The sequence below is a fragment of the Streptomyces rhizoryzae genome (assembly GCF_023155275.1).
Classification (GTDB): Bacteria; Actinomycetota; Actinomycetes; order Streptomycetales; family Streptomycetaceae; genus Streptomyces; species Streptomyces rhizoryzae.
Genome location: NZ_JALMUV010000023.1, coordinates 39,854 through 52,943, shown reverse-complemented (window position 1 = coordinate 52,943; position 13,090 = coordinate 39,854). Strand labels below are relative to the sequence as shown.

Genomic DNA, 13,090 nt, shown 5'->3' with positions numbered 1-13,090 from the left:
CACCCATTGCCAGGAGTCGTCCCAGTTGTACATGTGCACGACGTCGCCGGCTGCCGGGCAGTGGTCGTAATAGATGAAGAATTGTTCATCCGTTCCTGTATGGTGGGTGCGTCGCTGCCCGTCCCCCGCCCGTGGAGGGTCGTTCCGTCATGCCTGCTGCCACCACCGCGCGCCCCTCGCCCCCGGCCGCCGCCACGCCCCGGGCCACCGCGCGGCGCACCCGGGTGTTCGCGCTGACCGAGGCGCGCTGGGCGGCCTGTGCCACGCTCGCCTTCCTGGTGGCGCTGGCGCTCCAGCTCACCGGTGCGCCGGCCTGGGCGTGGGGCCCGCCGTACGCGGTGGCGTCCGCGGCGGGCGGCTGGGAGCCGGCCCGGGCCGGGCTCCAGGCGCTCCGGGAACGCACCCTCGACGTGGACCTGCTGATGATCGTGGCGGCCCTCGGGGCGGCGGCGATCGGGCAGGTCATGGACGGCGCGCTGCTGATCGTCATCTTCGCCACCTCCGGCGCCCTGGAGGCGCTGGCCACCGCCCGCACCCAGGACTCGGTGCGCGGCCTGCTCGACCTCGCACCCGCCACCGCCACCCGGCTGACCGCGGACGGCGGTGAGGAGACGGTGGCCACCGCCGCGCTGTCGGTCGGCGACACGATCCTGGTCCGCCCCGGTGAACGGATCGGTGCCGACGGCCGGGTGGTGGCCGGGACCGGCGAGGTCGACCAGGCCACCATCACCGGCGAACCACTGCCGGTGGCCAAGGAGCCCGGTGACGAGGTGTTCGCCGGCACCCTCAACGGCCTGGGCGCGCTGCGGGTCGCCGTCGAACGGGACCCCGCGGACTCCGTGCTGGCCCGGATCGTGGCCATGGTCGCCGAGGCGTCCGAGACCAAGGCGCCCACCCAGCTGTTCATCGAGAAGGTCGAACAGCGGTACTCGGTCGGCGTGGTGGCCGTCACGCTGGCGGTGTTCGGGGGGCCGCTGCTGCTGGGCGCGGACCTGACCGGGGCGCTGCTGCGGGCCATGACCTTCATGATCGTCGCCTCGCCGTGCGCGGTGGTGCTGGCCACCATGCCGCCGCTGCTGTCGGCCATCGCCAACGCCGGGCGGCACGGCGTACTGGTCAAGTCGGCCGTGGTGATGGAGCGGCTCGGCCAGGTGGACGCGGCCGCGCTCGACAAGACCGGGACGCTGACCGAGGGCACGCCCCGGGTGACCGCGGTCCGGCCGCTGCCCGGCACCGGGCTCTCCGAGGACGCACTGCTGACCCTGGCGGCCGCCGCCGAGCACCCCAGTGAGCACCCGCTGGCCCGTGCCGTCGTCGGCGCCGCCCGGGCCCGCGACGGCGCGCTGCCCGCCGCCGAGGACTTCGCCGCCACCCCCGGCACCGGCGTACGGGCCCGCGTCGGCGGCGCCCTGATCGAGGTCGGCGCCCCGGCCCGCCTGCTGCCGGCGTCCCGGTCGGCGCAGCCCGCTGCGGACACCCCCGGCGCGGCGCCCCGATGCGCCGACGTGCACGCCGTGGTCGCCGAGTTGGAGGAGACCGGCCACACCGCCGTAGTGGTACGGCGGGACGGCGCCCCGGTCGGCGTCCTCGGCATCGCGGACCGGCTGCGCCCGGACGCGGCACCGGCGGTGGCCGCGCTGCGCGCCCTGACCGGCCGGGCGCCCGCGCTGCTCACCGGTGACAACCCGCGCGCCGCCGCCCGGCTGGCCGCCGAGGCCGGTATCACCGAGGTCCGGGCCGGGCTGCTCCCGCAGGACAAGGTCGCCGCCGTCCGGGAGCAGGAGGCGGCCGGGCGGCGGGTGCTGGTCGTCGGGGACGGGGTGAACGACGCCCCGGCACTGGCCGCCGCGCACACCGGCCTGGCGATGGGCCGGGCCGGCTCCGACCTGGCGCTGGAGACCGCCGACGCGGTGATCGTCCGGGACGAACTCGCCACCGTCCCGGCCGTCGTGCGCCTCTCCCGCGCCGCCCGCAGGCTGGTCGTGCAGAACCTCGTGATCGCCTCGGTGTGCATCTCCGGCCTGGTGGTGTGGGACCTGGTCGGCCAACTCCCGCTGCCGCTCGGCGTCCTGGGCCACGAGGGCTCCACGGTGATCGTGGGCCTCAACGGGCTGCGGCTGCTGCGCGAGGCCGCCTGGCGCCGGGCCGCCGGGCCGGACCGGACCCCGTAGCCCGATCCCGTGGCCGGGCCGCCGGTGCCATGATGGGCCGGTGCCGTTCAACCACAACGATCACTACCACGCCCTGCTGCTGCGCGAGCTGCCGGCGGACTGCCGGCGCGCCCTCGATGTCGGCTGCGGCACCGGGGCGTTCGCCCGCGCGGTGGCGTCCCGGGGCATCGAGGTGGACGCGATCGACACCGACGGCGAGGTCATCGCCGCCGCACGGCGCCCGGCCGACCGGCCGGCACCCGCCGCGGAACCCCGCTTCCGGCAGCTGGACATCGCGCGGGTGTCCCTGCCGCCCGGCAGCTACGACTACATCTCCTGCCTGGCCAGCCTCCACCACGTCCCGTTCGAGACGGTGCGCAAGCTGCGCGAGGCACTGACCGACGGCGGGGTGCTGGTGGTCCTGGGCTGCTACCGCGAGACCACACCCGCGGACTTCCTCGTCGGCCTGGCGGCCGCGCCGGTGAACGCCGCCTACCGGAGCGCGGCGTTCGTCCGGGAACGGCTCACCGGCGCCGGCGAGGGGCCCCCGCCCGCGCCGGTCGCCGACCCGGTCATGCCGCTGGCCGCCATCAGGAAGCGCGCCGCGGCCGAACTCCCCCGGTGCCGGGTCCGCCGGCTCCTCTTCTGGCGCTACCTCCTGGTCTACCGCAACGGCGGCTGAGACCGGCGCCCGCGGCCCCGGCCGAGCCCCACATCGGGGCCGCGGATCACCGTTCCGCTCCGCAGGCCGGTTCGGCGTCCGGTTCGGCGTCCGCCAGCTGTGCGGTGACCCAGGTGTGGAAGGCGCCGAGGTGGTGTTCGCTGGGGACCAGGACGCCGCCGTCGCGGTAGGCGCGGGAGTCCATGGCCGGCTGGGTGCGTTCGCAGGCGTCGAAGTCCTGGGTGTTGACGCGGTGGAAGAGCTCGACGGACTTGGCGGTGTCGGCGCCCGAGGCGACGACCTCGGGGAGGTACAGCCAGTCGCACTCGACCCGGGTGCGGTCGGCGGCGAGCGGGAACATCCGGTGCACGATGACGTGGTCGGGGACGAGGTTGAGGAAGACCTGCGGGCGGATGGTGACCGCGTAGTAGCGGCGGTCCTGGCTGTCGTCGATCCCGGGCAGCCGGCCGAAGCCGGCGCTGCCGTCCACGGTGAAGCCCGCCGCCTCGTCGGCGAAGGCGGCGCCGTGGCCGACGTAGTACTGGGCCGCGAAGCCCTCCGCGAACTCCGGGAGCACATCGGTGAGTTCGGGGTGGATGGTGGCGCAGTGGTAGCACTCCATGAAGTTCTCGACGATCAGCTTCCAGTTGGCCCGTACGTCGTAGCCGATGCGGCGGCCGACGGCCAGGGTCTCGGTGCGGTAGCGGTCCAGCGCGGCGGCGTCGCCCAGCCGCTCGACGGCCGCGCCGACCACGGTGTCCTCGAAGGACGGCGGGTCCGGCGCCAGGCAGACCCAGGCGTAACCGAGCCATTCCCGCAACGGGACGGTGACCAGGCCGCGTTCGGCGCGGTCCAGGCCGGGCACGCTCCGGAGGTTGGGGGCGGCGACCAGCCGGCCGTCGAGGTCGTAGGTCCAGGCGTGGTACGGGCACTGGAGGCCGCGGCGGACCGCACCGGACTCCTCGGTGCACAGCTGGGCGCCGCGGTGCCGGCAGACGTTGAGGAAGGCGCGGAGCCGGCCGCCGCGGTTGCGGGTGATCAGGACGCTCTCCCGGCCGATGCGGACGGTGCGGAAGGCGCCGGGCCGGGGCAGATCGGCGCCGCGGACCGCGCAGATCCACAACCGTTCGAAGATCAGCTCCTGTTCGCGCCGGAAGATGTCCGGGTCGGTGTAGCTGCGGCCGGGGAGGGTGCGGATCAGGCCGGTGCCGGCCGGGGCGGGCGGCGGGTGCCCGGCGGGGGTGGTGGTCATGGCTGCTCTCCTCGGACGGCCGCGGCGGCGGGGCGGCGGGGGTCGAACAGGTCGATGGGGTGCGCGGTGGTGCCGGTGAGCGCGAGGTCGGCGAGGATCTCGCCGACGACGGGGACGAACTTGAAGCCGTGGCCGGAGAACCCGCAGGCGACGGTGGTGGTGTCCGGGTGCGCCGGGTGGCGGGTGATCACGAAGTGCTCGTCGGGGGTGTTGGCGTACATGCAGGTGGCGGCCTTCAGGAAGCGGCCGGGGAGGGTGGGCAGGCGCGGGGCGAGCTGGTCGGCCATGGCGCGCACCTCGTGGTCGTGGACGGTGCGGTCGATGGTGTCGGGGGTGCAGGCGGTGCCCTTGCGGAAGAAGGCGACCTTCGCACCGCCGCGGGGGCCGTCGAGGGCGGGGAAGCCGTAGATCTGGACGCCCCGGTCGTCCTCCCAGATGTAGATCGGGTGGCGGTCGGCGAGGTAGGGGGTGGTGCCGCCGTCCGGGGCGAACCAGAACATCACGTGCCGTTCGATGCTGACCGGGACGCCGAGATCGGTGAGGAGCCGCGGCGCCCAGGCACCGGGGCAGATCACCAACTGGCCCGCGGTGTAGGTGTTCTCGTGGGTGTGGACGCGGACGCCGGTGCCGCCGGGCAGCTCCTCCCAGCGGGTGGCGGGCTCCTCGAAGTGCAGGTCGGCGCCGCCCTTGACGGCGAGCTGGACGTGCGCGGCGACGGTGTTCTCGGGGCGGACCAGGCCGGCCCGCGCCTCGTGGAGGGCGACCTCGTCGTCGGCGGGGGTGAGGGTGGGGAAGCGGCGGCGGATCTCCCGGGCGTCGAGCATCTCGTGCGGGAGGTCCCACTGGCGGGCGGAGGCCAGGCTGCCGCGGACGGTGCGGCTGTCCGGGCGACCGATCATCACGCCGCCGCAGAGCGTGGCGATGCTGCGGCCGGTGTCGCGCTCCAGCTTGTCGTAGAGCTCGTACGCGCGCAGCAGCAGCGGGACGTAGGCGGGGTCCTCGAAGTAGGACTGGCGGGTGATGCGGGAGCCGCCGTGGCTGGAGCCGCGGTGGTGGACGGGCCCGTACTTCTCCAGTCCCAGGACCCGGGCGCCGCGGGCGGCGAGGTGGTGGGCGGCGGCGCTGCCCATCCCGCCGAGGCCGAGGACGATGACGTCGTAGGTGGGGGCCATGCTTCGCGCTCCTTCGTCGTACGGGTGGGTGCGGCGGGTCCGGACCGGGCCTCCCCGGCAGACGGGACTTTGCGGACCCCCTAGCGGCGGATGCGGGTCATCCCCGGGTCCAGGAGGGGTTCCTCGGCGACGGTGGCGGGGAGCGGGTGGCCGAAGTACTCGATGTGCACGGCGGTGCCGGGGACCGCGGCGGCGGCCGGCAGCCAGGCGTAGGCGATGCAGCGGCCGACGGTGTAGCCGTAGGCGGCGGAGGTGACGTAACCGGCCGGGGCGCCGTCGACGAGGACCGGTTCGCTGCCGAGGACCTGATGGGCGGGGTCGTCGAGGGTGAGGCAGGTGAGCTTGCGGGCGAGGGTCGCCGGGTCGAGGCCGCGCAGGGCGGCGCGGCCGGTGAAGTCGCCCTTGCCGGGGCGGACGGCGAAGCCGAGGCCGGCTTCGTAGGGGTGGTGTTCGGTGGTCATGTCCAGGCCCCAGGAGCGGTAGCCCTTCTCCAGGCGGAGGCTGGTGAAGGCGCTGCGGCCGGCGGCGACCGCGCCGTGCTCCCGGCCGGCCTCCCAGAGCGTGTCCCAGAGGCGGAGCCCGAGGTCGGCGGTGGTGTAGAGCTCCCAGCCCAGTTCGCCGACGTAGCTCAGGCGCAGGGCGGTGACCGGGACGTGGCCGACGTACGTCTGCTTGGCCCGGAAGTAGCCGAACCCCTCGTGCGAGAAGTCGTCGCGGGTCAGCGGCTGGACGAGGTCGCGGGCCAGCGGGCCCCACACGCCGATGCAGCAGGTGCCGGAGGTGGTGTCCCGGACGCTGACGTCCTCGGGGGCGTGCCGCAGCAGCCAGTCGAGGTCGGCGGGGCTGTTGGCGCCGATCTGGAAGCGGTCGGGGGCGAGCCGGGCCACGGTGAGGTCGGAGCGGATCCCGCCGGCCTGGTCCAGGAGCAGGGTGTAGGTCACCGTACCGGGCTTCTTGCGCAGTTGATTGGTCGTCATGCGCTGGAGGAAGTCCAGCGCGCCGGGGCCGGTGACCTCCAGGCGGCGCAGCGGAGTCATGTCGTAGAGGGCGACCCGTTCGCGGGTGGCGGCGGCCTCGGCGGCGGCGATCGGGGACCAGTGGCGGGCGGACCAGGCGTCCCGCTCGGGGAGCCGGATGTCCTCGGCGAGCGGGGCGTTGGCCTCGTACCAGTGGGGGCGTTCCCAGCCGCCGGCCTCCAGGAAGTACGCGCCGAGCTCCTGCTGGCGCGGGTAGAAGGGGCTGGTGCGCAGCGGGCGGGGCTGCTCCATGGGCTGGAGGGGGTGGATGACGTCGTAGACCTCGATGAAGTTCTGGGCGCCGCGCTGCTCGGTGTACGCGGGTGAGCGCTGGGCGTCCTCGAAGCGGGTGAGGTCGCAGGCGTGCACGTCGGTGCGGGGGCGGCCGTCGGTCATCCACTCGGCGACGGCGCGGGCGACGCCGGCGGAGTGGGTGACCCAGACCGCTTCGGCGAGCCAGAAGCCGCGCAGGGTGCGGGACTCGCCGAGGACCGGCATGCCGTCGGGGGTGAAGGAGAAGACGCCGTTGAAGCCGTCGGCGATCCTGGAGCGGCCGAGGGCCGGCAGCAGTGCGGCGCTGTCCCGCCAGCTGGGGGCGAAGTCCTCGGGGGTGAAGGGCAGCGAGGACGGCATGGCGGGGGCGTCGTCGTAGGCGGGGACGGTGAACGGGTCGACGGGCAGCGGGCGGTGGGCGTAGGAGCCGATGCCGAGCCGGCCGCCGGTGGCGTCGAGGTGTTCGCGGAAGTAGAGGTCGCGGTCCTGGAAGCGGAGGACGGGGCGGGCGGCCTCGTGGCCGGGGCTGCCCTCCTCCAGGGAGGGCAGGAGGCCACCGTCGGGGCTGTGGGGGGCGGCGAGTTCGGGCAGCGGCTCGGTGGTCGCGTACTGGTGGGCCAGCGGCAGCAGCGGCACGTCCACGCCGGCCAGGGCGCCGATCACCGGCCCCCAGAAGCCCGCGGCCGAGACGACGTGGTCGGCGGGGAAGGTGCCGCGGTCGGTGGTGACCCCGGTGACCCGGCCGCCGGCGCGCTCGATGCCGGTGACGGTGTGCCGCTCCAGGAAGCGGGCGCCGCGGCGGCCGGCCCGGGCCATCTGGGCGCGGCAGGCGGGTACCGCGCGGGCCAGCCCGTCGTCGGGGGTGTGGAAGCCGCCCAGGATCCGGGTCTCGTCGAGCAGCGGCCAGAGTTTCCGGCACTGCTGGGGGTCGAGCAGCCGGCCGCGGACGCCCCAGGAGGCGGCGAGGCCGGCCTTGCGGTGCAGATCGGCCCAGCGGGCCTCGGTGGTGGCGACCTCCAGGCCGCCGACCGGCAGGAAGCAGGGCGCGCCGTCGGTCCGCAGGGCGCTGAACTTCCGGACGGTGTACGCGGCGAACTCGGTCAGGGTCTTGGACGGGTTGGTCTGGAAGACCAGGCCGGGGGCGTGCGAGGTGGAGCCGCCGGGGGCCGGCAGCGGGCCCTGGTCGAGGACGGTGACCCGGCGCCAGCCGCGGGCGGTGAGTTCGTCGGCGAGCGAGCAGCCGACGATGCCGGCGCCGATGATGACCACGCGGGCCTCGCGCGGGTCGGGCAGCGGGGCGTTCACAGGACCACCACCGAGCGCAGGACCGTGCCGCCGCGCATCCGCTCGAAGGCCGCCTCGACCTCGTCCAGCGCGATGGTCTCGGAGACGAAGCCGCCGAGGTCGAGTCGCCGGCTGAGGTAGCGGTCGATCAGGACGGGGAAGTCGCGGCTGGGCAGGCAGTCGCCGTACCAGGACGGCTTCAGGGCGCCGCCGCGGGAGAAGAGGTCGGTCAGCGCCAGTTCGACGGTCGTGCCCGGTTCGGGGACGCCGGCCTGGACGAGGGTGCCGGCGAGGTCGCGCATGGAGAAGCCCTGGCGGTAGGTCTCGGGGCGGCCGACCGCGTCGATGACGACGTCCGCGCCGTGGCCGCCGGTCAGTTCCCGGACGGCCGCGACGGGGTCGGTGCGGCGGGAGTTGACGGTGTGGGTGGCGCCGAAGCGGATGGCGCCGTCGAGGGGGCGCTCGTCGATGTCGACGGCGATGATCCGGCGGGCGCCGGCGAACGCGGCGCCCGCGACGGCGGCGCTGCCGACCCCGCCGCAGCCGATGACGGCGACGGTGTCGCCGCTGCCGACCGCCCCGGTGTGCACGGCCGCGCCGTAACCGGCCATCACCCCGCAGCCGAGCAGCCCGGCCGCCTCCGGCCGGGCCGAGGGATCGACCTTGACCGCCTGGCCGGCGGCGACCAGCGTCTTCTCGGCGAACGCCCCGATGCCGAGGGCGGGGGTGAGCGGGGTGCCGTCCAGGAGGGTCATCGGCTGGGTGGCGGTGCGCGAGTCGAAGCAGTACCAGGGGCGGCCGCGGCGGCAGGAGCGGCAGTCGCCGCAGGGGGCGCGCCAGGCGAGGACCACGTAGTCGCCGGGGGCCAGGCCGGTGACGTCCGCGCCGACCGCCTCGACGGTCCCGGCCGCCTCGTGGCCGAGCAGGAAGGGGAACGCGTCGCTCACCGCGCCCTCGCGGTAGTGCAGATCGGTGCGGCAGACACCGCACGCCTGGAGGGCGACGAGCACTTCCCCGGGGCCGGGATCCGGGACCACGATCGGCTGCGGACCGACGGGTGCGCCCTTCTTCGCCGCGACGACGGCATGGACTTCGTGTGGCATGCCCTACCCCTCAGTGTTGCGCAGTGCACGACTGGTTGCGCGATGAGGGACATACTGGGAACGGCGCCTCGGCAGCGTCAAGAGGTGCGCGCCGGCCGCCGTGACCGACCGGCGACATCCGCGGGCGCACGGCCGCGCACGGCCCGCGCACCCGGCGGCGGGGCCGGATCCGAGACCCGGGACCCGCCGCGGACGCGCGCGCCGGCCGGCCGGCGCGCCCTCCTCAACAGGCGTACCCCATCCGCCGGGAGAGCTCCTCCCCGGCGGCCACGGTGCGCTCGACCACCTCCGGCAGCCGCTCCTCGTCCAGCCGGTACGCGGGCACCGACACGCTGATCGCACCGATCACCGAGCCGTCGTGCGCCCGCACCGGCGCGGCGACCGCGCGCAGCCCCAGCTCCAGTTCCTCCACCGCGACCGCGAAGCCCCGCTCGACGACCTCGGCGAGCTGGTCGCGGAGTTCGCCCGGCGAGGTGACGGTCCGTTCGGTCAGCCGGGGCAGCTTGCGGGCCAGCACGGCTTCCCGGACCGGCCGCGGCTGGTAGGCGAGCAGCGCCTTGCCGCTGGAGGTGGCGTGCAGCGGCGTCCGGCGGCCGAGCCAGTTCTGCGCGGTGACCGACGCGGGGCCGCGGGCCTGCATGATGTTGACCGCGGCATCGCTCTCCAGCACCGCGATGTTGACCGTCTCGCCCAGTTCGTCGGCGAGCGTCCGGCAGACCGCCGCGCCCTCCTGGGAGATGTCCAGCCGTACGGCCGCGGCCCCGGCCAGCCGCAACACCCCCGCGCCGAGGTAGTACTTGCCGCGCTCCTGCTCCTGGGCGACCAGCCCGCGGTGCTCCAGCACGCCCAGCAGCCGGAACGCCGTCGACTTGTGCACCCCCAGCTCGTCGGCGATCTCGGTCACCCCGGCCTCGCCGAGCCTGGCCAGGATCTCCAGTACGGTGACCGCCCGGTCCACCGACTGCACCGCGCTCGCGGCCCCTCTCGGCGGTCTCCCGCCGGTGCCGGGCACCCTCCGGTCCGCTCCGTTCGCCGGCTGTTTCCGCGCGGGCGCCTGTGCCTTGGCGGTATCCGTCATGGTCCGTTGTCACCACCCAGCTCGCTGCCACCGTCCAGCGGCCCGATCGGGCCGTCGTCCCCGGGGACCGCTTGACGCGTCCGGCCCCCGGCTGGATTCTGTTGCGCATAACGCTCAGTCGTGCGGATTGCGAAACTCAAGAGTACCCAACAGTAACCGTGGGGGCCCAGTGATTCCCGTCTGCCAGCTCGCTGATCTGCCCGCCGGCGAGGCCGTGCGCCTCGACACCACCCCTCCGATCGCGGTCTTCAACGCCGACGGAGAGCTGTACGCCATCGACGACACCTGCACCCATCAGGACGCCGCGCTCTCCGACGGCTGGCTGGAGGGGTGTCTGGTGGAATGCCCGCTGCACGCCGCTTCATTCGATCTCCGCACCGGCGCCCCGACCTGCCTGCCCGCGCGCCGCCCCGTCCGCACTCACCCCGTGACGGTCCAGGACGGCACGGTCTACGTCCACCTCACCGCCGGGGAAGGCACCGCCGCATGAAGGCGGTCACCGTCGTCGGAGCCTCCCTGGCCGGGCTGTACGCCGCCCGGGCCCTGCGCGCGCAGGGGTTCGACGGCCGCCTCACGGTCGTCGGCGACGAGACCCGCCTCCCCTACGACCGCCCGCCGCTGTCCAAGGAGTTCCTCACCGCCCCGGCTCCCGAGGACGCCGGGGCCGCCGAGGACGCCGGGGCCGCCGAGGACCGGCTCGCCCTCACCGACCCCGGGGAACTGGCCGCGCTCGACGCCGACTGGCTGCTCGGCACCCGCGCCACGGCCCTCGACCCCCGGCACCGCACCGTCCGCCTGGACACCGGGCGCACCCTCACCACCGACGGCGTCGTGCTCGCCACCGGCGCCGCCCCGCGCCGCCTCCCGGGCCCCGCACCGGCCGGCTCGTACACCCTGCGCACGCTGGACGACGCCCGGGCGCTGCGCGCGGAGCTGACCGGCGGCCCGGGCCGGGTCGTGGTGATCGGCGGCGGCTTCCTCGGCGCCGAGGCCGCCTCCTCGTGCGCGGCGCTCGGCCACCGGGTCACCGTCGTCGAGGCCGCACCCGTCCCGCTCGCCCGCCAACTCGGCCCGGATATGGCCGCGTTGTGCGCCGGGCTGCCCGCCGACCACGGCGTCACCCTGCTCACCGGCACCGGCGTCCGCGGAGTGCGCGCCACCAGAGGCCGGGTCACCGCCGCGAACTGGCCCGCACCACCCACCCCTCCCCCGCCACCTGACCCCGGGCAACCACCCCGCCGCCACCCACGATCAACGGCCAAGGGCCGCCCGCGGGACGCGAGTTCAGAGTGTCAGCGGATGCCGCCGACCTGCCCCGGGCCCCGGCCCTCCTCGGCCGCCGCCAGTCCGGCCCGCGCCCGGATCACCGCCTCCACCGCGTCCGGATCGTCCGGGGTGAGGAAGGGCCGGACGTAGCGGCCCAGGTCGAGGACGAGCGCGGTGGACTTGCGCATCCGCCGCGGGTCCAGGCTCGCCCAGTACCGCGGGTGCCCGGTGCCCCAGATCCGCCCCTGCCCGGTCAGCGCCCCCATCTCCACCCGCCGCACCGCCCGGATCGCGGTGTACGGGATGGTCTTGGTGCCCCAGGGGAAGTAGTAGCCGCGGATCCGCACCGCGTCCGGGGTGCAGCTGATCCAGCGGTCCCGGTAGCAAGGGGTCGTGGTCGCCATGAGCTGCCGTCCTCTCCGCGCAGGTTCCGGCCGGCCGGAACCGGTACGGCGAGCATACGGAGGCCGCGGGCGCCGGGCGCGGCCAGGGGCCGTGCGGGCGGGGACGGCGGGCGCCGGGCGCTCGGGAAAACGACGGGCAACGGTGCGGCACCGGCACCATAATCGGGGCCATGACCGCGCACCCCGACGCTGCCCCCTCTCCCCGGGGCATCACCCCGCAAGGCCCCTGGCTGACACCCGGAGTTGTGATGATCACCGGCATCCAGGCCGCCGGCAAGTCCACCGTGGCGCAGGCGCTCGCCGAGCGGCTGCCCCGGGCCGTGCACCTGCGCGGCGACGGCTTCCGGCGGAACATCGTCCGCGGCCGGGTCGGGATGACCCCGGACCCGGCCCCGGAGGCCGTCGCCCAACTCCGGCTGCGGCACCGGCTGACCGCCGTCTGCGCCGACGCGTACGCCCGCGCCGGGTTCACCGTCATCGTCCAGGACATCCTGCTCGGCGAGCACCTGGTCCGGATGACCACCGACCTGGCCACCCGGCCGCTCGCCGTGGTGGTCCTGCGGCCCGACCAGGAGACCGTCGCCGCCCGCGAGGCCGGCCGGTCCAAGACCGCGTACGGCCCGGACTGGAGCGTGGCGGACCTGGACGCCCTGCTACAGGCGGAGACGCCCCGCGACCTCGGCCTGTGGCTGGACACCTCGCGGCAGACCGTCGCCGAGACGGTGGACACGATCCTGGACCGGGCGTGGACGGAGGGGGCGGTGGCCTGAGCTTGCCCTTCCCCCTCGCGCCGGGTCGGACGGCCGCGCGGTGGGACATATTGCGGTGCGCATCCGGCGAAGGTTGGCCAGACTCGCGGCATGACAGCGAAGATCAGCCGCATCAACCCCGATCAGTTGCACAACACGCCGGGCTACCACCACATCACCGTCGTGGAGACCGGCCGAACGGCCTATCTGGCGGGGCAGTGCCCCCTCGACCAGGACGGCTCTCTCGTCGGCGCGGGATCCCTCGACGCACAGGTCGATCAGGTCGTCGCGAACGCACTCGCCGCCCTCGCGGCGGTGGATGCCCAGCCGCAGCACGTGGTGCGTTCGGTGATCTACGTGCGGAGCGACGACAGGAAGGACCTGGGTCTCGCCTGGCACCGGCTTACCGTTTCCCCCCTCGGTCCGGCCTTCACGTCCGCCAGTACGCTCCTGGGGGTCGCCCAACTGGGCTTCACCGGGCAGCTGATCGAGGTGGACCTCACCGTCGCGCTGCCCGACTGAGCGGTCCGCACGCCCGGAGCGGCCTCTCGAACGGCTTCGCTCCCACGGCCATGCGGGCGGCAGACCCACCGGGCGGGACCTGGACGACCGGTCGGCTCCGGGAACACCCGCCGGGCACCCCGCCGGCTGTGCGGAAGCAACGACCTGTCCGGCCCGTACG

General features: G+C 75.1%; 11 protein-coding genes and 1 pseudogene. 6 read left to right on the top strand and 6 right to left on the bottom strand.

Annotated features, from left to right (window positions below):
* Positions 1 to 149 precede the first annotated feature (149 nt).
* Complete coding sequence (locus tag MUU72_RS19440) at positions 150 to 2,171, top strand: heavy metal translocating P-type ATPase (protein ID WP_248014582.1); 2,022 nt, start codon at positions 150 to 152, stop codon at positions 2,169 to 2,171.
* 40 nt (positions 2,172 to 2,211) lie between these two features.
* The gene (locus tag MUU72_RS19435) at positions 2,212 to 2,832 is read left to right on the top strand and encodes a class I SAM-dependent methyltransferase (RefSeq protein ID WP_248014581.1); all 621 of its coding nucleotides are present in this window, start codon (positions 2,212 to 2,214) and stop codon (positions 2,830 to 2,832) included.
* 46 nt (positions 2,833 to 2,878) lie between these two features.
* Here MUU72_RS19435 and MUU72_RS19430 read toward each other — a convergent pair whose 3' ends face one another.
* The 5 genes from MUU72_RS19430 to MUU72_RS19410 all read right to left on the bottom strand — a co-directional run bounded on the left by MUU72_RS19430 (position 2,879) and on the right by MUU72_RS19410 (position 9,989).
* Complete coding sequence (locus MUU72_RS19430) at positions 2,879 to 4,063, bottom strand: aromatic ring-hydroxylating oxygenase subunit alpha (RefSeq protein ID WP_248014580.1); 1,185 nt, start codon at positions 4,061 to 4,063, stop codon at positions 2,879 to 2,881.
* Positions 4,060 to 5,235, bottom strand: coding sequence for an N-methyl-L-tryptophan oxidase (solA, locus tag MUU72_RS19425; RefSeq protein ID WP_248014579.1), 1,176 nt, complete (start codon positions 5,233 to 5,235; stop codon positions 4,060 to 4,062). Before solA ends, MUU72_RS19430 begins: the two co-directional genes overlap by 4 nt.
* 80 nt (positions 5,236 to 5,315) lie before the next feature.
* Positions 5,316 to 7,829: a GcvT family protein gene (locus MUU72_RS19420; RefSeq protein ID WP_248014578.1), complete on the bottom strand. Its 2,514-nt coding sequence runs from the start codon at positions 7,827 to 7,829 to the stop codon at positions 5,316 to 5,318.
* On the bottom strand, positions 7,826 to 8,911 hold the full coding sequence (locus MUU72_RS19415; RefSeq protein ID WP_248014577.1) for an S-(hydroxymethyl)mycothiol dehydrogenase: 1,086 nt from the start codon (positions 8,909 to 8,911) through the stop codon (positions 7,826 to 7,828). The genes MUU72_RS19420 and MUU72_RS19415 overlap by 4 nt, the downstream gene beginning before the upstream one ends.
* A gap of 223 nt (positions 8,912 to 9,134) precedes the next feature.
* Positions 9,135 to 9,989 carry an IclR family transcriptional regulator gene (locus MUU72_RS19410; protein ID WP_248014576.1) on the bottom strand — a complete coding sequence of 285 codons (855 nt, stop codon included), beginning with the start codon at positions 9,987 to 9,989 and terminating at the stop codon, positions 9,135 to 9,137.
* A 169-nt stretch (positions 9,990 to 10,158) separates the two neighbouring features.
* Between MUU72_RS19410 and MUU72_RS19405 the strand changes: the two genes are divergently transcribed.
* Positions 10,159 to 10,479 (top strand): bifunctional 3-phenylpropionate/cinnamic acid dioxygenase ferredoxin subunit, encoded by a 321-nt coding sequence (locus MUU72_RS19405; protein ID WP_248014575.1) that lies wholly within the window; start codon positions 10,159 to 10,161, stop codon positions 10,477 to 10,479.
* Positions 10,476 to 11,165, top strand: a pseudogene (locus tag MUU72_RS19400) (NAD(P)/FAD-dependent oxidoreductase); the annotation flags it as partial. The gene MUU72_RS19405 and the pseudogene MUU72_RS19400, both read left to right, overlap by 4 nt.
* 116 nt (positions 11,166 to 11,281) lie before the next feature.
* On the opposite strand, the gene MUU72_RS35335 reads toward MUU72_RS19400, so the two are convergent.
* Positions 11,282 to 11,659 carry a PH domain-containing protein gene (locus MUU72_RS35335; protein ID WP_282504308.1) on the bottom strand — a complete coding sequence of 126 codons (378 nt, stop codon included), beginning with the start codon at positions 11,657 to 11,659 and terminating at the stop codon, positions 11,282 to 11,284.
* A gap of 248 nt (positions 11,660 to 11,907) precedes the next feature.
* Between MUU72_RS35335 and MUU72_RS19385 the strand changes: the two genes are divergently transcribed.
* Together MUU72_RS19385 and MUU72_RS19380 are read left to right on the top strand one after the other, a co-directional pair.
* Positions 11,908 to 12,429 carry a P-loop nucleotide/nucleoside kinase family protein gene (locus MUU72_RS19385; protein ID WP_248014644.1) on the top strand — a complete coding sequence of 174 codons (522 nt, stop codon included), beginning with the start codon at positions 11,908 to 11,910 and terminating at the stop codon, positions 12,427 to 12,429.
* 90 nt (positions 12,430 to 12,519) lie between these two features.
* Positions 12,520 to 12,930 (top strand): RidA family protein, encoded by a 411-nt coding sequence (locus MUU72_RS19380; RefSeq protein WP_248014573.1) that lies wholly within the window; start codon positions 12,520 to 12,522, stop codon positions 12,928 to 12,930.
* Positions 12,931 to 13,090: the final 160 nt, after the last annotated feature.

Excerpts from the sequence above, each read along its gene's own strand:
- MUU72_RS19440 (WP_248014582.1), top strand. The coding sequence starts at position 150 with ATGCCTGCTGCCACCACCGCGCGCCCCTCGCCCCCGGCCGCCGCCACG.
- MUU72_RS19430 (WP_248014580.1), bottom strand. The coding sequence starts at position 4,063 with ATGACCACCACCCCCGCCGGGCACCCGCCGCCCGCCCCGGCCGGCACC.
- solA (WP_248014579.1), bottom strand. The coding sequence starts at position 5,235 with ATGGCCCCCACCTACGACGTCATCGTCCTCGGCCTCGGCGGGATGGGC.
- MUU72_RS19415 (WP_248014577.1), bottom strand. The coding sequence starts at position 8,911 with ATGCCACACGAAGTCCATGCCGTCGTCGCGGCGAAGAAGGGCGCACCC.
- MUU72_RS19410 (WP_248014576.1), bottom strand. The coding sequence starts at position 9,989 with ATGACGGATACCGCCAAGGCACAGGCGCCCGCGCGGAAACAGCCGGCG.
- MUU72_RS35335 (WP_282504308.1), bottom strand. The coding sequence starts at position 11,659 with ATGGCGACCACGACCCCTTGCTACCGGGACCGCTGGATCAGCTGCACC.
- MUU72_RS19385 (WP_248014644.1), top strand. The coding sequence starts at position 11,908 with ATGATCACCGGCATCCAGGCCGCCGGCAAGTCCACCGTGGCGCAGGCG.
- MUU72_RS19380 (WP_248014573.1), top strand. The coding sequence starts at position 12,520 with ATGACAGCGAAGATCAGCCGCATCAACCCCGATCAGTTGCACAACACG.